The 20,323-nt window shown below is 74.1% G+C and carries 15 protein-coding genes; 4 read left to right on the forward strand and 11 right to left on the reverse strand.

From position 1 onward, the window contains the following. Positions 1-11: 11 nt before the first annotated feature. Together KKR89_RS15970 and KKR89_RS15975 are read right to left on the reverse strand one after the other, a co-directional pair. Positions 12-461 carry a roadblock/LC7 domain-containing protein gene (locus KKR89_RS15970; protein WP_191783704.1) on the reverse strand — a complete coding sequence of 150 codons (450 nt, stop codon included), beginning with the start codon at positions 459-461 and terminating at the stop codon, positions 12-14. Positions 462-549: 88 nt separating this feature from the next. Next, on the reverse strand, positions 550-4,914 hold the full coding sequence (locus KKR89_RS15975; protein ID WP_208196310.1) for an ATP-binding protein: 4,365 nt from the start codon (positions 4,912-4,914) through the stop codon (positions 550-552). Positions 4,915-5,166: 252 nt separating this feature from the next. Here KKR89_RS15975 and KKR89_RS15980 point away from each other — a divergent pair, with 252 nt between their 5' ends. Then, the gene (locus KKR89_RS15980) at positions 5,167-6,171 is read left to right on the forward strand and encodes an NAD(P)H-quinone oxidoreductase (RefSeq protein ID WP_208196311.1); all 1,005 of its coding nucleotides are present in this window, start codon (positions 5,167-5,169) and stop codon (positions 6,169-6,171) included. A gap of 17 nt (positions 6,172-6,188) precedes the next feature. Here KKR89_RS15980 and KKR89_RS15985 read toward each other — a convergent pair whose 3' ends face one another. Next, the gene (locus KKR89_RS15985; protein WP_208196312.1) at positions 6,189-7,421 is read right to left on the reverse strand and encodes an AGE family epimerase/isomerase; all 1,233 of its coding nucleotides are present in this window, start codon (positions 7,419-7,421) and stop codon (positions 6,189-6,191) included. Positions 7,422-7,550: 129 nt separating this feature from the next. Between KKR89_RS15985 and KKR89_RS15990 the strand changes: the two genes are divergently transcribed. Further along, positions 7,551-8,105, forward strand: coding sequence for a bacterial proteasome activator family protein (locus tag KKR89_RS15990; protein WP_208196409.1), 555 nt, complete (start codon positions 7,551-7,553; stop codon positions 8,103-8,105). Here KKR89_RS15990 and KKR89_RS15995 read toward each other — a convergent pair. From KKR89_RS15995 to serS, 6 genes are all read right to left on the reverse strand, one after another. Continuing rightward, positions 8,102-8,974, reverse strand: a complete 873-nt coding sequence (locus tag KKR89_RS15995; RefSeq protein WP_208196313.1) for an EamA family transporter — start codon at positions 8,972-8,974, stop codon at positions 8,102-8,104. The genes KKR89_RS15990 and KKR89_RS15995 overlap by 4 nt on opposite strands. A 119-nt stretch (positions 8,975-9,093) precedes the next feature. Beyond that, positions 9,094-10,032: a carbohydrate ABC transporter permease gene (locus tag KKR89_RS16000; protein WP_208196314.1), complete on the reverse strand. Its 939-nt coding sequence runs from the start codon at positions 10,030-10,032 to the stop codon at positions 9,094-9,096. After that, entirely contained in the window at positions 10,029-11,027 is a 999-nt protein-coding gene (locus KKR89_RS16005) for a carbohydrate ABC transporter permease (protein ID WP_243882648.1), read from the reverse strand. Before KKR89_RS16005 ends, KKR89_RS16000 begins: the two co-directional genes overlap by 4 nt. Before the next feature lie 101 nt (positions 11,028-11,128). Continuing rightward, complete coding sequence (locus tag KKR89_RS16010; RefSeq protein ID WP_208196315.1) at positions 11,129-12,508, reverse strand: ABC transporter substrate-binding protein; 1,380 nt, start codon at positions 12,506-12,508, stop codon at positions 11,129-11,131. Between the two features lie 158 nt (positions 12,509-12,666). Next, entirely contained in the window at positions 12,667-13,464 is a 798-nt protein-coding gene (locus KKR89_RS16015; protein WP_208196316.1) for an HAD family hydrolase, read from the reverse strand. Further along, complete coding sequence (gene serS, locus KKR89_RS16020) at positions 13,461-14,741, reverse strand: serine--tRNA ligase (RefSeq protein WP_208196317.1); 1,281 nt, start codon at positions 14,739-14,741, stop codon at positions 13,461-13,463. The genes KKR89_RS16015 and serS overlap by 4 nt, the downstream gene beginning before the upstream one ends. An 84-nt stretch (positions 14,742-14,825) precedes the next feature. Between serS and KKR89_RS16025 the strand changes: the two genes are divergently transcribed. Continuing rightward, complete coding sequence (locus KKR89_RS16025; RefSeq protein ID WP_208196318.1) at positions 14,826-15,962, forward strand: diacylglycerol/lipid kinase family protein; 1,137 nt, start codon at positions 14,826-14,828, stop codon at positions 15,960-15,962. Positions 15,963-16,001: 39 nt separating this feature from the next. Here the strand turns inward: KKR89_RS16025 and pheA are convergent, their stop codons facing one another. After that, on the reverse strand, positions 16,002-16,952 hold the full coding sequence (gene pheA, locus KKR89_RS16030) for a prephenate dehydratase (protein WP_208196411.1): 951 nt from the start codon (positions 16,950-16,952) through the stop codon (positions 16,002-16,004). Between the two features lie 136 nt (positions 16,953-17,088). On the opposite strand from pheA, the gene KKR89_RS16035 reads away from it, so the two are divergent. Continuing rightward, positions 17,089-19,458, forward strand: coding sequence for a hypothetical protein (locus tag KKR89_RS16035; protein WP_208196319.1), 2,370 nt, complete (start codon positions 17,089-17,091; stop codon positions 19,456-19,458). On the opposite strand, the gene KKR89_RS16040 is transcribed toward KKR89_RS16035, so the two are convergent. Beyond that, a complete protein-coding gene (locus KKR89_RS16040; protein ID WP_251140926.1) occupies positions 19,415-20,287 on the reverse strand; it encodes a glycosyltransferase family 2 protein in 873 nt (290 codons plus the stop codon). The genes KKR89_RS16035 and KKR89_RS16040 overlap by 44 nt on opposite strands. Positions 20,288-20,323 lie beyond the last annotated feature (36 nt).

The raw sequence follows: 20,323 nt of genomic DNA on the forward strand, positions 1-20,323 counted from the left end.
CGCAGCCGGCCTCAGGCGACGGGCGCCCGGGTCGCACCGTCGACGGGCAGCTGGCCACGCATCTCGGAGATGAGCTGCGGGGTCAGCGTCGCCTCGGTGCGCGAGACGAGCATCGCCATCTCGTAACCGATGAGGCCCACGTCGCAGGTCGCCTCCGCCACCACCGCGAGGACGGAGCCGTTGGAGACGCTCATGAGGAAGAGGAACAGATGGTCCATCTCGATGATCGCCTGACGCACCTCCCCCGCACGGAGCTGGCGGGCAGCGCCACGGGTGAGGCTCGACATGCCGGAGACGATGGCCGCGAGCTGGTCGCCGCTGGTGCGGTCGAGCTGCTCGGACATCGCCATGAGCAGGCCGTCGGCCGACACCACGAGCGTGTGGCGAGTGCCGGGCACGGTCCGGACGAAGTTGTCCAGGAGCCAGCCGAAATTGGCTGCCTCGGTGCTGAGCGCGGTCACACTTCCTCCTTCATGGTGCAGTCTGGACGGACTGCGGGCGGGGTGTCCACGGTGACGCACGGGCCACCGAGGTCTCGGGTTCGTTGGATCACGAGTGGTCACCGTCCTGGGGGCCGTGCGCCGCGCGACGACCGCGCGACGTTCCGGTCTGGAAGCTGGACAAGCGGGAACGCAGCTGATCGGCGTCTCGCTGGACGGGGCGCTCCTCCAGGGGAGCCGGTGCGGCGGGAACCGCGCTCGGCACACGCTTGGCGAGTCGCTCCGAACCGCCCGCTCCGACGGCACTGGGCCGGTACGCGGACAGCTGGCTGAGCTCGGAGAGAGCCTGCTCCTGGATGTCCGAGCGGAGAGCGAGCATCGCGGCCACCTCGTCGTCGAGCGTTCCCACGCGAGGCGCGGCGGACGGCGGGACGGAGGGGTGGGGGACCGTCGAGGCGGGCGCGGGCTGACGTCCTGCCCACTCCGGCGGCGACCACGAGGGCGCGGGACGCTCCTCCTGGACGATGGGGGTGGCAGCCGACTGCGGCGAGGCGGGCGCGGACCACGTGGGCGCGTCCCAGCCGTTCGACGGGGCGGCCTGCGGGGCCGGCGCGGCGGGGGCGGCGGACGCGCCGGCCTCGGGGCCCCACGCCGACGTGCGGACGGGCGTCCGCGTCACGGCGGGCGCGGGCGTCTCCTCGACCGGGTCGTCCTCCTTCTTCCGGCTGAAGAAGTTGCCCCACCGACGCTTCGGCTTGTCGTCCGACGGTGCGACGAGCTCGCCGAACGCCGGCGCTGCCGAGGTCGACGCCGCGGGTGCCGGCGTCGGCTGCCAGACCGGTGCCGAGGCGGCCGCGGGAGGTGCCACCGGCGCGGGGGCCACGGGAGCGGGTGCGACCGGGGCCACCGGCGCAGGTGCGACCGGAGCCGCATCCACCGGCCTGAACATCTCCGTCGGCTGGTCGGCGGCTGCGGACCGGGCCCACGCCGGGGTCGACGGGCGCCACTGGTCGGCGGCGGGTGCCGCAGCGGCGGCCGCCGGCGCGACGGGCGCCTGCTGGCCCTGCCACGTCGGCTCCTGCCACGCGCTCGGCGCGGCCTGGCGCGCCGGCTCGGGGGCCGGGGCCTCGACAGCGGGCGGGGGCGTGGCGGCGACCGGCGCCCAGGGGGCGGCGACCTCCTCCTCGACCTCCGGCTCCGACTCGACCTCGACCTGCCCGAGCTCCGCCACCGGCGACCCGGCCGGGGCCGACCAGACGGGCTGCCCGTTGAGCGTGGGCTCCGGGACGACCGGGAGAGCCCCGGTGTGCCACGCCCGGGCCTCGTCGAGCGACCGCTCGAAGGGCACGTACGGCGCCGTGTACTGCAGCGACGGGCTGTCGCTGCTGCCGGCCCAGCCGGAGTAGCCGCTGTACGAGGTGAACGTCGGCTCGGGCTCGTGCTGGGGCGTCTCCTCGGGGTCGGCCGCCCACGCGGCGGCCTCCTCGCGGGTCCACACCTGCGTCTCGTCACCGGCCGGCGCGAGCGGGGTCTGCGCCACGGGCTGCGCCCACGGCTGCTGCTCGTCCCAGGACGCGGCGGGAGCCTGCTGCTCCTCCCACGACGCGGCCGGAGCCTGCTGCTCGTTCCACGACGCAGCCGGAGCCTGCTGCTCCTCCCACGCCGCAGCCGGAGCCTGGGGCTCCTCCCACGACGGGGCCGGAGCCTGGGGCTCGTCCCACGACGCGGCCGGGGTCGGCTGCGGCTCGTCGGCCGGCGCCTCCTGCGCCCACGGTGCCACGTCGGCCTGCGGCGCGTGCCACGGCTCCTCCGCCTGCGTCGGCGCCCACGGCTTCTCGTCGGTGTGGGGCGCGGTCCAGGACTCGGTGTCCGGCGCGCTCCACTGCTCGACCGGGCGGTCGTCGGTCGCGTCGGTGGCCGAGGGCGCGGCAGAGCCGCGGCTCGGCAGCCCGCTGCTCAGGTCGCGCCACGACGGCACCGGCCAGCCGGAGTCCTCGGCGGGCGCCGAGGCTGTCACGGCCTGCTCGTGCTCGTCCGGCTCGAGCGACGGCACGACGAACGCGTCGGGCGACGGCGTGGTCACCGGCTCCGGCACGTCCTTGCCGCTGCGGAAGCCGGAGAACAGACCGGCACGGGCCGCCGGGTCGGCGGGGGCCGGGACCGGGCGCACCTCGTCCTGCTGCGGCTCGCTCGCCCACGCGGACGTCGCGGCACGAGCACGCGTCGGCAGACCCACGTGCAGCGGCGTCGCCGCGACCGCGGGGGCCCACTCGCCGGTGTCGACCGACAGCTCGGGCGACAGGCGGGTGTCCGGGGCGACCGGGAGGACGATGTTGTCCTCGTCGAACGTCTTGCGCGAACGCGTCGGCAGCCCACCGGGCGTGCTGAGCATCGGCACGGGGATCGAGTCGTCCTCGTCGGCCGCCGCGGGCTGCGCCACGGACGAGGAGCCCGTGTCGTCACCGCGACGGCGGCGCGGCAGCCCGAGCGACGTCTCGCCGTCGGTGAGCTCGGCGAGGTCGACGGCCCGCACCTCGGGGATCTCCACCTCCGGCAGCCCGGAGGACTGGGCGGGGGCGGAGCTGGGCGGGAGCGCCCCGTAGGCGTTGACCTCGTTGGCCGAGAACAGCGTGCTGGGGAACTTCACGTAGGCCTCGGTCCCGGTGCCGCCGACGCGCTTGCTCAGCGTCACCTCGGCACCGAGGCGCTGGGCGAGGCGGCCGACCACGTAGAGGCCGAGGCGCTGGGCACCGAGGGCGTCGCTCGCGGAGACGGACGCGATCTTGATGTTCGCGGCCTCGATCTCCGCGTCCGTCATGCCCAGGCCCTGGTCCGCGATCCGCACGATCACCGACGCGCCGGACACGCCGGTGCTGACGATGACGGGCGTCTCGGGCTCGGAGAACACCGTGGCGTTCTCGAGGATCTCGGCGATGAGGTGCGCGGCCGACAGGGCGTTGAACCCGAGCATGTGCGGGTCGACCTGCAGGTCGAGCTGGACGCGGTCGTACTGCTCGATCTCCGAGGAGGCCGTGCGGATGACGTCGGACAGCGGCATCGCGTCACGCAGGCGTCGGCCGGAGTCGATGCCGGCGAGCACGAGGAGCGACTCCGCGTTGCGGCGCATCCGGGTGGCGAGGTGGTCGAGGCGGAACAGGTTCGCCAGCGTCCCCGGGTCCTCCTCGGCGCGCTCCAGCGAGTCGATGAAGGACAGCTGCCGGTTGAGCAGGACCTGGTCGCGACGGGCGACGTTGACGAACATCTCGGCGATGGAGCCGCGCAGCGCGGCCTGCTCCTGGGCGACCTGCACGGTGGTCGCGTTGACCGCGTTGAACGCCTGGGCCAGCCGGCCGACCTCGTCGTTGGAGCGGACCGGGATCGGCGCCAGCGTGATCTCGGGGCCCTCGCCGGGCGTCGAGACCTGCTCGACGAGGCGGGGCAGCTGCTCGCGGACGTCGGCGGCGGCGCTGGTGAGGCGACGCAGCGGCACGACGATCGAGCGGGAGACCGTCACGGCGAAGAAGAAGGACACGATGAGAGCGAGCAGGGCGAGGGCGACGGTGATGAGGGCCTGGTCGCGCGCAGCGGTCACACCATCTGCGGCGAGCTCGTCGGCGCCGCGGAGCACACCGCTGTTGACCCCGCCGATCATCGTCATCTGGTCGGTCGTCTGCGCCGTCCACGACGCGATGTCGATCGTGGCGATCGCGCCCACGGAGCCCTGCGTGAAGAGGGCTCGCATGGACAGCAGGGTCGCGGTCGGGTCGCTCGTCCTGACCTCGAGGCCGTCGATGCCGAGCGCGCCCACCATGAGGCGCGCACGCTCACGAGCGAGCTCCGTGCCGGTCGTCTCCGACTGGAACTTGCGGGCGAGGGCGGGGCTGTCGACGACGGCGCTCTTCAGCTCGAAACCCGTGACGTACTCGTTGACGAGCGCGTCGCTGAGCATCGCGAGCTCGAGGTTCGCGGAGACGTACTCGGCCAGCTCGCGGTCGCGCAGCGAGTTGGCGACACCCTCCATGACGCGCGTCTGCCCGTCGAGGATGTCCTGGAAGCCGTTCTTGACGACGACACGGTTGCCGCTGCCGTCGACGCGCTCGCGCAGCTGGGGAAGAGCGGTCCGGTACGTGGTCTGCTGGTCCTGGAAGTCCTTGACGACCGCCGCGGGGAACTCAGCGAGGTCGAGGTCGGCCGTGACCTTCCTCGTGTCCGCGAGGGCGCTGTCCGTCACCTGACGCGCAGCCTCCACCTGCTCCGGGGGTGCCCCCGTCAGGGACAGGATCCGCTCCTGCTGGAACGCCGCCGTGAGCGGGCTCAGCGCATCGAGCGTGCGCACCACGGTCTGGGTCGCCCGCGCGTACCGGAGGTCGTTGATCGCGCCGTACGAGATGTACGTACCGGCCACGAGCAGAACGATCATGGGCACGGCGAGGACCGCCAGGACCTTGGCACGGATGCCGAGCCGTCGCAGCATGTCGATCCTTCCCTTCGCCCGACGTCGGACGCTTGCGCGATACCGGGTGCGTCCGTGGTGCGGCCACCGCCGGTGACTGCCGTCTGCGCTTCATCGGTACCTGGACAGCGGACCATTAGCCCGGGGCCCGAGTTTGCCACGGACCTCACCCGTCCCGATACGGCATCGAGGGGGCAGATCGGGCACCCGTGGACGGACCGCCCCGGCGCGTCAGCGTGCCGCCCCCCGGTCGGCCGGACTACCGTTCGCCCCGTGCGTGCCGTCGTCGTCACCTCTCCCGGCGGCCCCGAGGTGCTCGGGGTCCAGGACGTGCCCGACCCCGTCCCCGGGCCGGGCGAGGTGCTCGTCCGCGTGACGGCGGCCGGTGTGAACCGCGCTGACCTGCTGCAACGCGCCGGGCACTACCCTCCCCCGCCGGGTGCCCCCGCGTGGCCGGGGCTCGAGGTCGCCGGCGTCGTGCTGGAGACGGGTCCCCCGGCCCCGCCGTCCGACGCCGCCGCGCCGTCGGCACCCTCGCTGCGGCCCGGCGACCGTGTCGCCGGCCTGCTCGCGGGCGGAGGTTACGCCGAAAGAGTGACAATTCCGGCGTCCCAGACCCTCCTGGTCCCTCGGGAGGGTGACCTCGAGGGCGCTGCGGGGCTGCCGGAGGCCCTCGCGACCGTCTGGTCGAACCTGCGCGCGGCCGCCTTCGCCCCCGGTGAGACGCTGCTCGTGCACGGCGGTTCGGGTGGCGTCGGCTCGGTGGCGGTCCAGCTGGCGCACGCCCTGGGGCACCACGTCATCGCCACCGCCGGCGGACCGGAGCGGTGCGCGCGCGTGCGGGAGCTCGGGGCCGACGTCGTCGTCGACCACCGCGCGCAGGACGTCGCCGACGCGGTGCGCGACGCGACCGGCGGGCGCGGCGTGGACGTCGTCCTCGACGTCCTCGGCGGCCGCGCGCTGGGCGGCAACGTGCGGCTGCTGGCCGAGGGCGGCCGGCTCGTCGTCATCGGGCTGCAGCAGGGGCGGCGCGGCGAGCTCGACCTGCCGGCCCTCATGGCGCGGCGCGGGTCGGTCATCGCCACGACGCTGCGCGACCGTCCCGCCGCGCAGAAGGCCGCGATCATGGCCGACGTGCGCGCCCACGTCTGGCCGCTCGTGCTCGACGGCCGCGTGCGTCCCGTCGTGCACGCGCGCGTGCCGCTGGCCGACGCGCGCCGCGCGCACGAGCTGCTCGAGTCGGGCGAGGTGTTCGGCAAGGTCCTGCTGCTGCCCTGAGCGCGCGGGCGCAGGCGTCAGCCAAGCAGACCGGCCGCCAGCGCGGGCGCCAGGGCGGGTGCGAGCGGCAGGCGCGGCACGAGCGTCGCCTGGACCGCGTGGTAGATGTCCGCCTTCCCGGCCCACACGGTCCGCGAGACCCGGTTGTCGGTGCCGAGCTCGTGCCACCACGAGCCGCCGTCCCGGTCCAGCACGTGCTCGCCGATGTACTCCCACCACAGCGTGTAGAGGTCGTCGTAGCCCGCGTCGCCGGTCGCGGCGTGCAGCGCGGCGGCGGCGGCGACGGCCTCCGCCGCGACCCAGTGCATGCGCTCGCGGACGACGGGACGCCCCTGCCAGTCCACCGTGTAGACGAACCCCGGGGCGCCGTCGACGTCCCAGCCGTCGCGCACGGACGCGCCGAAGAGGTCGGCCGCGTCGTGCAGGAGCCACGCGGGTGCGTCGTCGCCGCGGGCCTGCAGCGCGGCGCGCGCGTGCAGCGTGAGGCGCGCCCACTCGAACCCGTGGCCCACGGTCGCGCCGTAGGGCCGGAAGGGGTGCGCCGGGGTGTCGGCGTTGTACTCACGGTCCTCGCGCCACGACGCGTCGTAGTGCTCCGGCAGGCGCCAGGAGCCGCCGCGCGCGAAGCCGTGCACCACCCGCTCGACGATCCGCACGGCGCGGTCGAGCCACCGCCGGTCGCCGGTGACGTCCGCGGCGGCGAGGTACGCCTCGACCGTGTGCATGTTCGCGTTGACGCCCCGGTACGGGTCGAGGTCCGTGAACGTGCGGTCCCACTCCTCGACGACCATGCCGGCCTCGTCGTCCCAGAACCGGCGCTCCTGCACGGCGAGCGCGTCGTCGAGCAGCGCGCGGGCGCCGGGGCGTCCCGCGACGGTCGCGCTCGCGGCCGCGAGGACGACGAACGCGTGCGGGTAGGCGGCCTTGGTGGTGTCGCGCGGCGTCCCGTCGGGCTCGACCTCGGCGAACCAGCCGCCGTGCTCGTCGTCGCGGAACAGCCCGGTCAGCGCCGCGAGCCCGTGGTCGACGAGGGCGGCGGACCCCGGCCGGCCGGCGAGGTGACCGAGCGCGTAGACGTGCGTCATGCGGCACGTGATCCACAGCTCGAGGGGGCCGGGCTGGGGACGCCCCACGTCGTCGAGCCGGGCGAAGCCGCCGCGCGCGAGCCGCGACGGACGCCCGAACTCCCACAGGCGGTCCGTCTCCGCCTCGAGCCAGCGGCCGTGCGCCGGGGTGCTGAGCCACGCCATCCACCCACCCTAGTCAGCGCTCGTCCGGGTGGGCCTGCGCCTGGCGGGCGTCTCGGCGATGATGGCGGGGTGGACCACGACGAGCAGCACGACGAGCAGCACGGCGGGCGCGCGACGGGCGAGACCCGGGTGGGCCCCGGAGCCGGGAGCGGGGGGTCGGCCCCGCGCGTCGTCGTCGTGCCCCCGGACGCTCCGGAGGGCGACGCGCGCCCCGGCGGTGACGAGGACCTGGCCGGCATGGTCGGCCAGCCGGCGAAGGTCATGCGGATCGGCACAATGATCAAGCAGCTCCTCGACGAGGTGCGCTCGGCCCCGCTCGACGAGGCCGCCCGCGCGCGGCTGGCGGAGATCCACGAGCGCTCGTTGCACGAGCTCGAGGAGGGCCTGTCCCCCGAGCTGCTCGCCGAGCTGCACCGCATCACGCTGCCGTTCACCGAGGACACGGCACCGTCGGACGCCGAGCTGCGGATCGCGCAGGCCCAGCTGGTCGGGTGGCTCGAGGGCCTGTTCCACGGCATCCAGACGGCGCTCGTCGCGCAGCAGATGGCGGCGCAGGCCCAGCTCACGCAGATGCGGCGCGCACTGCCGCCGGGGCACGCGCCGGGACCGGGTGGCCTCGTGGTCCCGGTGGCCCGCGACGAGGGTCCGGACGACCTGCGTCCGTCGACGGGCCAGTACCTCTAGCCGTCGGTGCCGCCGTCGGTGTCGCCGTCGGTCCCGCGGGACGGGCGGGCGGTCAGGGCGATGGCGCCCGAGACGAGGACCAGCCCGACCAGCTCGAGGCCGTGCGGCCACTGCCGCAGCGCCACGGCCCCCACGACGGCCGCGGTGGCCGGCAGCAGCGCGAGCAGGATCGCGAACGTCGCGGCGCTGACCCGGCGCAGGACGACCTGCTCGAGCACGTAGGGCACGAGCGAGGAGCACACGGCGATCGCGACGACGACGCCGGCGAGCCGCGCGTCGTGCAGGACCGGACCGGCACCGCCCACGAGGAACGGCGCGAGGACCAGCGCGCCCGCCGCCATGGCGACCGCCAGGCCCGACGGCCCGGGCGCCCCGGCCCGCGCGACCCGGCGCCCCAGGACGATGTACGCGGCCCAGCACGCGGCGGCGACGCCGATCGCGACGAGGCCGGTGACGGCACCGGGCCCGGTGTCGAGGCTGATGCCCGCCAGCAGCACGACCCCCACGGCGGCGACCGCGATCGCGGCACGGTCCCGCCAGCCGGACCCGGTCACCGCGGCCACGGCCACCGGCCCGAGGAACTCGAGCGCGACCGCCGTGCCCAGCGGCAGGTGCTCGATCGCGATGTAGAAGGTGACGTTCATCGTCGCGAGCACGACGCCGAAGACCACGGTCACCCGCAGGCGCCGCGCCTCCCACAGCTCCGCCACACGCCACGGCCGCCGCCACGCGAGCAGCACCGCCGCCGCGACGGTGACGCGCAGCCACGCGACCGTCCCCGCCGGGACCACCGCGAACAGCCCGACCGCGAGCGCTGCCCCGAGGTACTGCGTCAGCCCCGACAGCACGAACATCAGGGGAGCAGGCACGCCGCCAGGCTACGTCCCCCGTGCTCCCCCACCCGGCCCGCCACCCCTGGCACGCGAGAGAGCGATCCAGCACGTGCTGGATCGCTCTCTCGCGGACGACGGGCGGTGCGGCCGGGGGGTCAGCCCTTCACGGAGCCGGCCAGCAGGCCACGGACGAAGTACCGCTGGAGCGCCAGGAAGACGACCAGCGGGACGACCATCGCGACGAACGCCCCCGCCGACAGCAGGTGCCACTGCGACCCGCGCGTGCCGGCGAGCTCGGCGATGCGGACCGTCAGCGGCGCGACGTCCGTGGTGCCGCCGACGAACACGAGCGCGACGAGCAGGTCGTTCCACACCCAGAGGAACTGGAAGATGCCGAACGACGCGATCGCAGGCGTGAGCAGCGGCAGCAGCACCCGGAAGAACACGGTCACGTGCCCCGCGCCGTCGACGCGCGCGGCCTCGACGAGGGACGCCGGGATGTCCTTCATGAAGTTGTGCAGCAGGTAGATCGCCAGCGGCAGCGCGAAGATCGAGTGCGACAGCCACACGACCCAGAACGAGCCGGCGAGCCCCCACGACACGTACTGCTGGAGCAGCGGCAGCAGCGTGACCTGGATCGGCACGACCTGCAGCGCAAAGACGGCGACGAACAGGACCTCGCGGCCGCGGAACGGGATCCACGCGAACGCGTACGCCGCGAGCAGCGCGAGCGAGATCGGGATGACGACCGCGGGCAGCGTGATGACCAGGGAGTTGACGAAGAACGTCGCGAAGCTGGTCGACGAGCCGAACAGCACCTCGGTGTAGTTCTCGAGCGTGGACATCGGGTTGCCGAAGTACGTCCACCAGCCGCTGGTGCGGATCTCGGAGCGCGGGCGGAACGACGTGACGAGCAGGCCGAACGTGGGGACGGTCCACAGGATCGCCAGGACGATCGCGATGCCCGAGGCCCACGGCGAGCTGAGCCGCCCCTTGGCCGCGATCGCACGCTGCTCCGCCCGGGTCAGGCCCCGGACCTTGCGGGTGTCGACCTCGCCCGGGTCGATGAGCGTCGTCGGCGGGATGGCGGTCATCGGATCTCCTCCGCGAGCTTCAGCTGCCGCACGTTGTACGCGATGATCGGGATGACGAGGATGAAGAGGATGACGGCCAGAGCGGCGCCCAGCCCCTGGTTCCGCGCGGTGAAGCTCTGCGTGTAGAACTCGTAGGCCACGACCGACGTGCCGAAGTTGCCGCCGGTCATGGTGCGGACGATGTCGAAGACCTTCAGCGTCGCCATCGCGATGGTCGTCAGGACGACCACCAGCGCCGGCCGGATCGACGGCACGGTGATGAAGCGGAACATCGACAGACCGTGCAGACCGTCGAGGCGCGCGGCCTCGACGATGTCGTCGGGGATCGCCTTGACGGCGGCCGACAGCACGGTCATCGCGAAACCTGCCTGGATCCACACCATGACGACGATGAGGAACAGGTTGTTCCACGGCTGGTCCTGCAGGAACTGCTGCGGTTCCATGCCCAGCCACACGAGCAGCTGGTTGAGCAGACCCGTCTGCTGGATGTTGCCCTGCACGGGCTTGTACTCGTAGACGAACTTCCAGATGATCGACGCGCCCACCAGGGAGATCGACATCGGCAGGAAGACCAGCGTCTTCGCGACGTACTCGAACCTGGTGCGATCCACCAGCACGGCGTACACCAGGCCGAAGAACGTCGCCGCGAGCGGGACGAGCACGACCCACAGCGCGGTGTTGCGCAGCACGGTCTGGAACTGGTCCTCCGTGAACGCCGTGACGTAGTTGTCCACGCCGACGAAGTTGCGCCCACGCCCGTCGTGGAAGGAGCTCCACACGGTGCGCAGCCCGGGGTAGAGCAGGCCGAAGGAGAGGAAGAGCAGGGTCGGGCCGAGGAACCCGAGCACGACGAGCCACGTCGGTGCCCGCCTCAGCCGGTCGATCCCCAGGAGGATCGCACCCATCACGACGACGAAGAGCAGGATGGCAAGAACCATCAGCGTCAGCTTCTCGGCGGTCGTGTCGGGTTGGAGCAACCAGTCCACGATGGTCATCCCCTCGTCGTGCCGGTCGACGGCGACCGGTCAGCGGGTACGGCGGACGGCGTGGTGGGGGCCACCGATGTCGGCGACCCCCACCACGTGATGCTGCGACGTCAGCTGCTGGGCCAGTCGGCCTCGACGTTCGACAGCGTCGTCTGCGAGTCCTGCCCGGGGCTGATCCAGGAGACCATCTCGCGCCAGAACGAGCCGGCACCGACGGAACCCGGCATCTGGTCGGAGCCGTCGAAGCGGAACGTGTACGTCTCGTCCGTCAGCAGGTCGAAGGACAGCTGGTCGATCGGCGACTGCAGCAGCTCGGGGTCCAGGCCGCTGTTCGCGCTGATCCAGCCCTGGCCCGTGACCTCGGCCTTGGCGTTGGCCCACTGCGGGCTCGACAGGTACGCGTGGAAGGCCCCGACCTCCGGCCGGTCCGAGAACGCCGTGACGAACTCGCCGCCACCGAGCAGCGGCTTGTCGTCCTCGGAGGCACCCGGCAGGTAGAACGCGTAGACGTCACCGTCCTCCGCGACCTCGATCCCCTCGTCCCAGTTGGCCTGGTAGAAGTTCGCGGCCCGGTGCAGGAAGCACGTCCCGTCGGGGATGCCGTTGCCGGACTCGTTCCACGGGGCCGACGCGATCGACGCGACGTTGCCGAGGCCACCGTTGACGTAGTCCTCGTTCTTGAGGATGCCGCCGACCTCGTCGAGCGCCGCGACGATCTGCGGGTCGTCGAAGGGGATCTCGTGGTTGACCCACTGGTCGTAGACGTCCGGACCGGCGGTCCGCAGCACGACGTCCTCCAGCCAGTCGGTGGCCGGCCAGCCGGTGCCCTCGCCCGACTCGATGCCGGCGCACCACGGCTTGATGTCGGGGTTGTCCTCGACGATCTGGTCGGTCAGGTCGAGCAGACCCTGCCACGTCGTCGGGACCTCGTAGCCGTTCTCCTCGAACGCCGCCGGCGAGTACCAGACGAACGACTTCACGTTCGCACCGAGCGGCGTCGCGTAGAGCGTCCCGTCGACGGTCCCGTACTCGGCCCAGGCCTCGGTGTAGTACTCGCTCGCGTTGTCGATGACGGGCTGCGGTGCGGGCTGCACCGCATCGGGGAAGTCCGCGACGAGCGACCGCAGGAAGCCCGGCTGCGGGATGTAGGCGATGTCGGGCGGGTTGCCCGCCTCGAGCCGCACGGGCAGCTGCGCCTCGAACTCGCGCGACCCCTCGTAGTCGATCGTGGCGCCGGTGCACTCCTCGAAGGGTGCGTACGACGCCCGCTGCTCCTCGGCCTCCGGGTCGACGATCGAGGTGTAGACGGAGATCGTCTTGCCCTCGAGGTCTCCGTACTGCTCGAAGTCCGCGCAGTCGAACGTCGGCTCGGCGTCACCGCCCCCCGAGGTGTTGTCCCCGTCCCCGCTCGAGCATGCCGTCAGCACGAGCCCGAGCCCGGTGACAGCGGCAGCGAGCGTCAGCCCGCGGCTCTGCTGGATGCGCTTCATGTGACCTCCACGTCCATGTGGTCGTGCCGGCGGGCCCTGGTGGACCCGACCTGCCACGAGACAAGTCCGTTTCGCGGGCACCTGCAAGGGCAAACGCACGTCAACCGGTCACGATCGGATCACGGTCGGAACGTTGGGTGACCAGCGCGTCCGTCCCGTCACACCAGCACGTGCCGCAGCACGGCCACCGCCCCGTCGTCCTCGATGGTCCCGGTCACCTCGTCGGCCGCGCCGCGCACGGCGTCGTTCGCGTGCCCCATCGCGACCCCGCGCGCCGCCCAGCGCAGCATCTCCAGGTCGTTCTCGCCGTCGCCGATCGCGAGCGTCTCGTACGGCTCGACGCCCAGCGCGCGCCGGACCTCCTCGAGCGCGGAGGCCTTGGAGACGCCCCCGGGCGTGAGGTCGAGCCACGCGCTCCAGCCGACGGCGTACGTCACCTCGTGCAGCCCGACGCGCTCGACGATCGCGTGGAACTCCTCGGGGGTGCTCTGCGGCGCCCGGATGACGACGCGGGTCGCGGGTGCGGACGCGAGCTCGTCGAACGCGACGACCGTCACCTCGCCGGTCATCTCCCCCGGCGGGAACGGGGCCGAGACCCGGAAGCCGACACCGAGGTCCTCGACCGCGTACAGCGCGTCGGGCAGCTCCAGGGCGATGGCGCGCAGCGCGGGCCCGGGGTCGAACGTCACGGAGCCGGCGATCGTCCACCCGTTCTCCTCGTCGGCGTCGAGCCGTGCCGTCACCGCACCGTTGGAGCACACGACCCAGCCGTGGGTCAGACCCAGGTCCTGCGCGACGGCGACGGCCGAGTGGGCGGACCTGCCGGTGGCCAGGACGACGTGGACACCCGCGTCGACCAGCGCGGTCACCGTGGTGCGCACGTCGTCGCTGATGACGCCGTCGTAGGACATGAGCGTGCCGTCGACGTCGAGCGCGACCAGCCGGGTGCGGCTCATCGGACGGGCTCCAGGACCTCGAGGCCGCCCAGGTACGGCCGCAGGCCGTCGGGGACGCGCACCGAACCGTCGGCCTGCTGGTGGTTCTCGAGGATCGCGACGATCCAGCGCGTGGTGGCGAGCGTGCCGTTGAGCGTCGCGACCGTGCGCATGCCGTCGGCCGTGCGCTCGCGCACCCCGAGCCGGCGGGCCTGGAACGTCGTGCAGTTGGAGGTCGACGTGACCTCCATCCAGCGCTGCTGGCTGGGCAGCCACGCCTCGCAGTCGAACTTGCGCGCGGCGCTCGACCCGAGGTCGCCCGCGGCGGTGTCGATGACGCGGTACGGCAGGTCCACGAGCGCGAGCATCTCCTTCTCCCACGCCAGGATCCGCCGGTGCTCGTCGTACGCGTCGTCGGGACGCGTCCACACGAAGGCCTCGACCTTGTGGAACTGGTGCACGCGGATGATGCCGCGCGTGTCCTTGCCGTACGACCCGGCCTCGCGCCGGTAGCAGGCGCTCCACCCGGCGTAGCGCAGCGGACCGTCCGCCAGGTCGAGGATCTCGCCCGAGTGGTAGCCGGCCAGGGCGACCTCGCTGGTCCCGACGAGGTACAGGTCGTCCGCCTCGAGGCGGTAGATCTCGTCGGCGTGCGACCCGAGGAACCCGGTGCCGGCCATGATCTCGGGCTTCACGAGCGTGGGGGTGATCGTCGGCGTGAACCCGTTGCGCATCGCCAGGTCCATCGCGGCGTTGAGCAGCGCGAGCTCGAGGCGCGCGCCGACGCCCGTGAGGAAGTAGAAGCGTGCGCCCGAGACCTTGGCACCGCGCTCGGTGTCGATCGCGCGCAGCCCCTCGCCGAGCTCCAGGTGGTCCTTCACGACGAAGTCCGGGCCGTACTCGGCCGCGAGGTCGCGCGGCGTGCCGACGTGCTCGAGCACCGTGTAGTCGTCCTCGCCCCCGCTGGGGACGCCGTCCTCGATGACGTTGCCGATGCGCCGCGCGAGCTCGGTGGCGCGCGCCTCGGCCTGCTCGGCGTCACCCTGCAGGGCCTTCACGCGGGCGGCGAGCTGCTTGGTGTGCGCGAGCAGCGCCTGCTTCTCGTCACCGGAGGCCTGCGCGACCTGCTTGCCGAGGGACTTCTGCTCGGCCCGCAGCGTCTCGTACTCCGTCAGCGCGGAGCGACGCAGCGCGTCGGCGTCGAGCACCTCGTCGACGAGGTGCGGGTCCTCGCCGCGGGCCACCTGGCTGGCGCGCACGATGTCGGGTTCCTGGCGCAGGAGCTGCAGATCGATCACCCCCCGACCCTACCGACCCCGCCACCCGGGTTCCCGCCGGCGCCCGCGCTGCGGCGTCGGCCGCGCACCCGTAGATTGCGCGACATGTCATGGGTCGCGTGGGTCGCAGTGGTCGCCGGTGTGCTGGCGCTCGTCGCCGTCGGGCTGGGCCTGTGGGTCTGGCGTCAGCAGCGCAGTCTCGGCGCACGGCTCGCGGGGCCCGCACCCGCGTCGGCGGAGACGGGTCGACCCGCCGGCCAGCTCGTCGCGTTCGTCGCCAACCCGTCCAAGCCCGACGTCGCCGACCTGCGCGCCGCGGTCCGCAAGGCCGCGTCCGAGCAGTACCTGCCCGAGCCGATGTGGCTCGAGACGACCGTCGAGGACCCGGGCGTGGGTCAGGCGCGCTCGGCCGTCGCGTCCGGCGCTGACCTCGTGGTCGCCGTCGGCGGCGACGGCACCGTGCGCGCGGTCGCCGAGGCCCTCGCCGGGACGGGCGTGCCGATGGGTCTCATGCCGCTGGGCACGGGCAACCTCCTGGCCCGCAACCTCGACGTGCCGCTGAACGACCCGCTCGCGGCCCTGCAGCTCGCGCTCGACGGCACGGACAAGCCCATCGACGTGGGCTGGCTGCGCGTCGAGCGGTGGGAGTCGCAGATGGACGACGACATCGCCGAGGCCGCCGACGACCTGCCGGACGACACCGACAAGCCGCGCGACCACATCTTCCTCGTCATCGCCGGCCTGGGCTTCGACGCCGCCATGGTCGCCGACACCGACGACCAGCTCAAGGCCAAGGTCGGCTGGATCGCCTACTTCATGGCGGGCGTGCGCCACCTGCACGGACGGCGGCTGCGCGTGCGCCTCACGCTGGACGACAAGCCCGTCCAGCAGCTGCGCGCCCGCAGCCTGCTGGTCGGCAACTGCGGCAAGCTGCCCGGCGGCATCACGCTGCTGCCCGACGCGGTCCTCGACGACGGCGTGCTCGACATCGCCTCGATCGACACGCGCGGCGGCATCGCGGGCTGGGCGCAGCTGTTCGGCGAGGTCGTGCTGCAGGGCGTCGGCGTGCGCAACGAGTCCGCCGCGAAGATCGGCCGCATCGACCACGTACGGGCCCGCACCGCGCGCATCGAGGTGGCCGGGGGCGAGCACGTGCAGGTCGACGGCGACATCGTCGGGCGCGCGGGCGTCATCACCGCGCGCGTGGACCCCGGCGCCCTGGTCGTGCGCGTCGCGGCCTGAGCCCCGCCCTCGTCGGGGCGCGGCGCACGGCGGCCCGCGTCAGGCCGGGTCGCCGCCGCGCAGCCGGTCGAGCCACGCACGCGCCTCGACGAAGTCCGCGTCCGACGTGCCCACGTGGACCAGCGGCGCGACCGCGTCGGCACGCGGGTAGGACCCGAGGAACCGCACGTACGGGCACCGCCGGTGCAGGCCCATGAGCACCTCGCCCATGCGCTCGTCGGTCACGTGCCCCTCGGCGTCGATGGAGAACGAGTAGCGGCCCAGCGCGTCGCCGATGGGCCGCGACTCGATGCGCGAGAGGTTCACGCCGCGCACGGCGAACTGCTCGAGCATCGCGAGCAGCGCGCCTGCCTCGTTGTCCGGCAGGTGCACCACGAGCGTCGTCTTGTCGGCGCCCGTCGGCGCGGGCACGGGGCCGGGCGGTCCGACGACGACGAACCGCGTGAGCGCCGACGGGTTGTCCGCCACGTGCTCGGCCACGGGTGCCAGCCCGTACGTCCCGACCGCCGCCGGGGGCACGAGCGCGGCGTCGAACGCGAGCGCGCGCACCGCCGCCGGGTCGCCCGCCGCTTGGGCGAGCAGCGCCGCCGGTGCCGTGTTGCTCGTCGCCGGGACGTGCACCGCGTGCGGCAGGTGCGCCGCGAGCCACCGGCGGCACTGCACCCACGCGTGCGGGTGCGCCGCGATGCGCCGGACGTCCGCGAGCCGCACGCCCGCCGGGGCGACGAGCGTGAACTGCACCGGCACGAGCACCTCGCGCACGATGACGAGCGGCGACCCCGCGGCCAACGAGTCGAGCGTGGCGGTCACGCCGCCCTCGGCGGTCGACTCGATCGCGACGACCGCACGGTCGGCGTCGCCCGAGCGGACCGCGGCGATCGCGGAGCCCACGTCCGTCTGCGGCAGGTACACGGCCTCGTCGGGTGCCGCGACCTGCCGCAGCGCCTCCTCCGTGAAGGTGCCCGCAGGCCCGAGGTACGCGTAGCGCAGCACGGCGATCGGCCTCCCACCCGCGGGCGCCAGGGCCCGTCGTCTCCGTCGCGCACGGCACCGGACAGGTGCGCGGACGCGGCGCGACCGCGCGCGCGGCCCCGCCGAGCCTACTGGGCGCCCGTAGGCTGGGGTGGTGCCCCGGTCCCTGCGCGCGCTCGCCGCTGCCCTGCTCGCCGCGCTCGCGGTGCTGCTGGGTGCACCCGCGCAGGCGGCCGAGCGTGCGGTGCCCGAGCCCGTCCCCGGGCCGGTGGTGCTGGTGGGCGTCACGGGTCTGCGCTGGGACGACGTCGGTGCCCTGACGACGCCGGCGCTGTGGACGCTGTCGCGCGAGGGCTCCGTCGGCACGGTCGCGACCCGCTCGGTGCGCGCGCGCGGGTGCCCCGCCGACGGGTGGCTCGCGGTCTCCGCCGGCAACCGCGCGGCCGACCTCGTCGCGGACGACAAGACGTGCCGCTCGCTGCGCGACCCCGGCGAGTCCGGCGAGGTGCCCGGCTGGGAGGACTACCTCGCGAGCGCGGGCGCCGAGTCGTACGGCGCACGGCCCGGCATGCTCGGCGACCTGCTCGCGCGCACCGGCACCACCGTCACCGGCGTCGGGCCGGGTGCCGCCGTCGCGCTCGCGGACTCCGCGGGCCGGCCGGTCGGCGAGCACGTGCGCCTCCCCGCCGAGCAGCGCGGCCTCGCACAGGTCGTCCGGGACGCCGCCGCGGCCTCCGAGCTGCTCGTCGTCGACGCCGGCACGATCCGCGACCCCGGGTACGCGACCGTGGCGCGCCTGCCCTCCGCGACACCCAGCGCCGTCCCCGACGACGAGCTGCCCGGCATGGGCAGCGCCGACGACGACCTGCCGGGGTCCGAGTCCATCGTCGAGCCGACGCGCGCGCAGCAGGCGGTCCGGCTCGACGCCCGCATCGGCGCGGTGCTCGACGGCCTGTCGGGGCACGACGCCACCGTCCTCGTGGTCTCCCTGGCCGACTCGGGGCGCTCGGGCCTGCAGCTCGCGATCGGCCTCGGCCCGCGCGAGGTGCCACCCCCGTTCGCCGAGAGCCAGCTCACGTCGGGGTCCACGCGGCAGCCCGGCGTCGTCCAGGTCACCGACGTCACCCCGACGCTGCTCGCGCTGCTCCTGCTCGGCGACGACGCCCCCGCGCTGCCCGGCGCGCAGATCGTGCCCACGCCGGGCGCCGCGACCGGCGGCGAGCGCGTGGCCCGGCTGCTCGACGTGCAGCGGGAGGCCGGCGCGATCTCCCTGGTGTTCGGGTCGTTCTCGGCACGTCTCGTGCTCGCGCAGGCCGCACTCTTCGTCGCCGCGGCGATCATCCTGGTCGCGCGCGGCCGCGCCGACCACCCGCCCCTGCGCCCCGCGCTGCGGGTCCTGCAGGTCGGGGCGCTCGTCCTGGGGTCCGCCCCGGTCGCGTCGTTCCTCGCCGGGCTCGTGCCGTGGTGGCGTGCGGACCGTCCCGTCACCGCCTTCTGGCTCACGCTCCTCGCCTGGATCGTCGTCATCACGGCCGCCGCGCTCGCGGGCCCGTGGCGCCGCCACGTCCTCGGCCCCGCGGGCGTCGTCGCCGGCGTCACCGTCGTCACCCTCGTGCTCGACGCCGTGACCGGGTCGAACCTGGTCATCGACGGGCCCATGGGGGCGCACCGGATCGTCGCCGCGCGGTTCTACGGCATGAGCAACCAGGCGTTCGCCCTCATCACCGCCGGGGGCGTGCTGCTCGCGGTGGTGGTGGCGGACCACCTGCTGCGCATCGGCAGGCGGCGCCTGGCGGTCGCGTCGGTCGTGGCGATCGGCGCGCTGCTCGTCGTCGTCGACGGTGCGCCGCAGTGGGGCGCGGACTTCGGCGGCCCGCCCGCGATCATCCTGGCCTTCGCGATGCTCGCGGTCGCGGTCAGCGGGCGGCGCGTGTCGTGGCGGCTCGTGCTGCTCGTGGGCGCCGTCGGGGTGGCCGTCGTGCTCGGGTTCGCCGTGCTCGACTGGATGCGGCCCGCCGCGGACCGCACGCACCTGGGCAGGTTCCTCGACACCGTGCTCGAGGGCGGGCTGTGGGACGTCGTGTGGCGCAAGCTCTCGGTGAACCTGCGGGTCCTGACGTCCTGGCGCTACCTCGTCCTGGCCATCGGCGGCGTCGCGCTGACGTGGCTCGTGCTCGCGGGCCCGCGCGCGCACCGCGGCGGGCTGCTCGGCGCGGGGTCGCCGCTCGCGGACCTGCAGCGCGAGGTCCCGCTGCTGCGTCCGGCGGTCGCCGCCACGGGTGCGGCGCTCACGGTCGGCTTCCTCATGAACGACTCGGGCATCGTCGTGCCGGCCACGGGGATCGCGCTCGCGGTGCCGTGCCTGGTCGCGGCGTCGGCGCAGTGGCGGCTGGGCGCACGGCACGTCGAGGACGCGGGCGGTGCCGCGCCGACCTCGACGGACGCGACGGGAGCCCGTCGGACCGTCGGGGAGACCGCCGTCAGCGACCCGGACGCTGCGGGTCCGGCGACATCGTCCGCCTGACGCTCGACGCGGCGGCGCGCGCCCGGCGCGCGTTCACGGCGAGCTGCACGTCGCGGTACTGCGCGGCGCGGTGCAGCTGACCCTTGAGGTCCGTGCCCGAGGGCCGGTGCCGCAGCTCGCACGGCACCTCCAGGACGCGGAAGCCCAGGCGCAGCAGGTCGATCGTCATGCCCGCCTCGACGCCCCAGCCCCGCGCGAGCGGCGTCGCGGCCTCGAACGCCTCGCGGGTCAGGCAGCGCATGCCGGACAGCGGCTGCGTGGGCGTCCACCCCGTCATCGACGCGATGGCACGCCGCGCGGCGCCGACCACGAGCCCGCGACCACCCGCGCCGGGCTGCGGCGGCAGCAGGGCGATCGTGAGGTCCGCGATGCCGTCCATCACCGGCGGCACGAGCGGCGCGGTGTTGACGGCCGTGTCGGCCAGGTCGCCGTCGACGAACAGCAGGTGGCGCGGCGGCCGGTCGGGGGCGTCGCGCATCGCGACGACCGCGGCACCCGTCTCCATCGCCGCGGCCTTGCCGCGGTTGTGCGAGTGCCGCACCACGACCGCGCCGGCCTCGCGGGCGACGTGCTGCGTGTTGTCCTCGGACCCGTCGTCGACCACGAGCACGAGGTCGACGTGCGGGATGGCGCGCGCCGAGCGCACGGTCGCGGCGATCCGGCGCGACTCGTCCTTGGCCGGGATGATCACCGCCACGCGCTGGCGCTGCTTGTGCCCGCGCGCGGCGCGGGCCGCGCGCTCGGCGGTCGCGTCGGAGGCCGTGCCGGGGGCCGGGTCAGCGGTCACGTCGGCCATCGGTCGGACGGCCTCGCTTCCCGTGCGTGTCACGGGGCCCACCTTATCGACCGCAGGTGACACGTCGCC

Origin of the sequence: Cellulomonas dongxiuzhuiae, assembly GCF_018623035.1 — a bacterium.
GTDB lineage: Bacteria > Actinomycetota > Actinomycetes > Actinomycetales > Cellulomonadaceae > Cellulomonas > Cellulomonas dongxiuzhuiae.

Bases quoted from the DNA above. Each gene is read 5' to 3' on its own strand.
- KKR89_RS15975 (WP_208196310.1), bottom strand. From the start codon at position 4,914: ATGCTGCGACGGCTCGGCATCCGTGCCAAGGTCCTGGCGGTCCTCGCC.
- KKR89_RS15985 (WP_208196312.1), bottom strand. From the start codon at position 7,421: ATGGCGTGGCTCAGCACCCCGGCGCACGGCCGCTGGCTCGAGGCGGAG.
- KKR89_RS16000 (WP_208196314.1), bottom strand. From the start codon at position 10,032: ATGACCGCCATCCCGCCGACGACGCTCATCGACCCGGGCGAGGTCGAC.
- KKR89_RS16005 (WP_243882648.1), bottom strand. From the start codon at position 11,027: ATGACCATCGTGGACTGGTTGCTCCAACCCGACACGACCGCCGAGAAG.
- KKR89_RS16010 (WP_208196315.1), bottom strand. From the start codon at position 12,508: ATGAAGCGCATCCAGCAGAGCCGCGGGCTGACGCTCGCTGCCGCTGTC.
- KKR89_RS16015 (WP_208196316.1), bottom strand. From the start codon at position 13,464: ATGAGCCGCACCCGGCTGGTCGCGCTCGACGTCGACGGCACGCTCATG.
- KKR89_RS16025 (WP_208196318.1), top strand. From the start codon at position 14,826: ATGTCATGGGTCGCGTGGGTCGCAGTGGTCGCCGGTGTGCTGGCGCTC.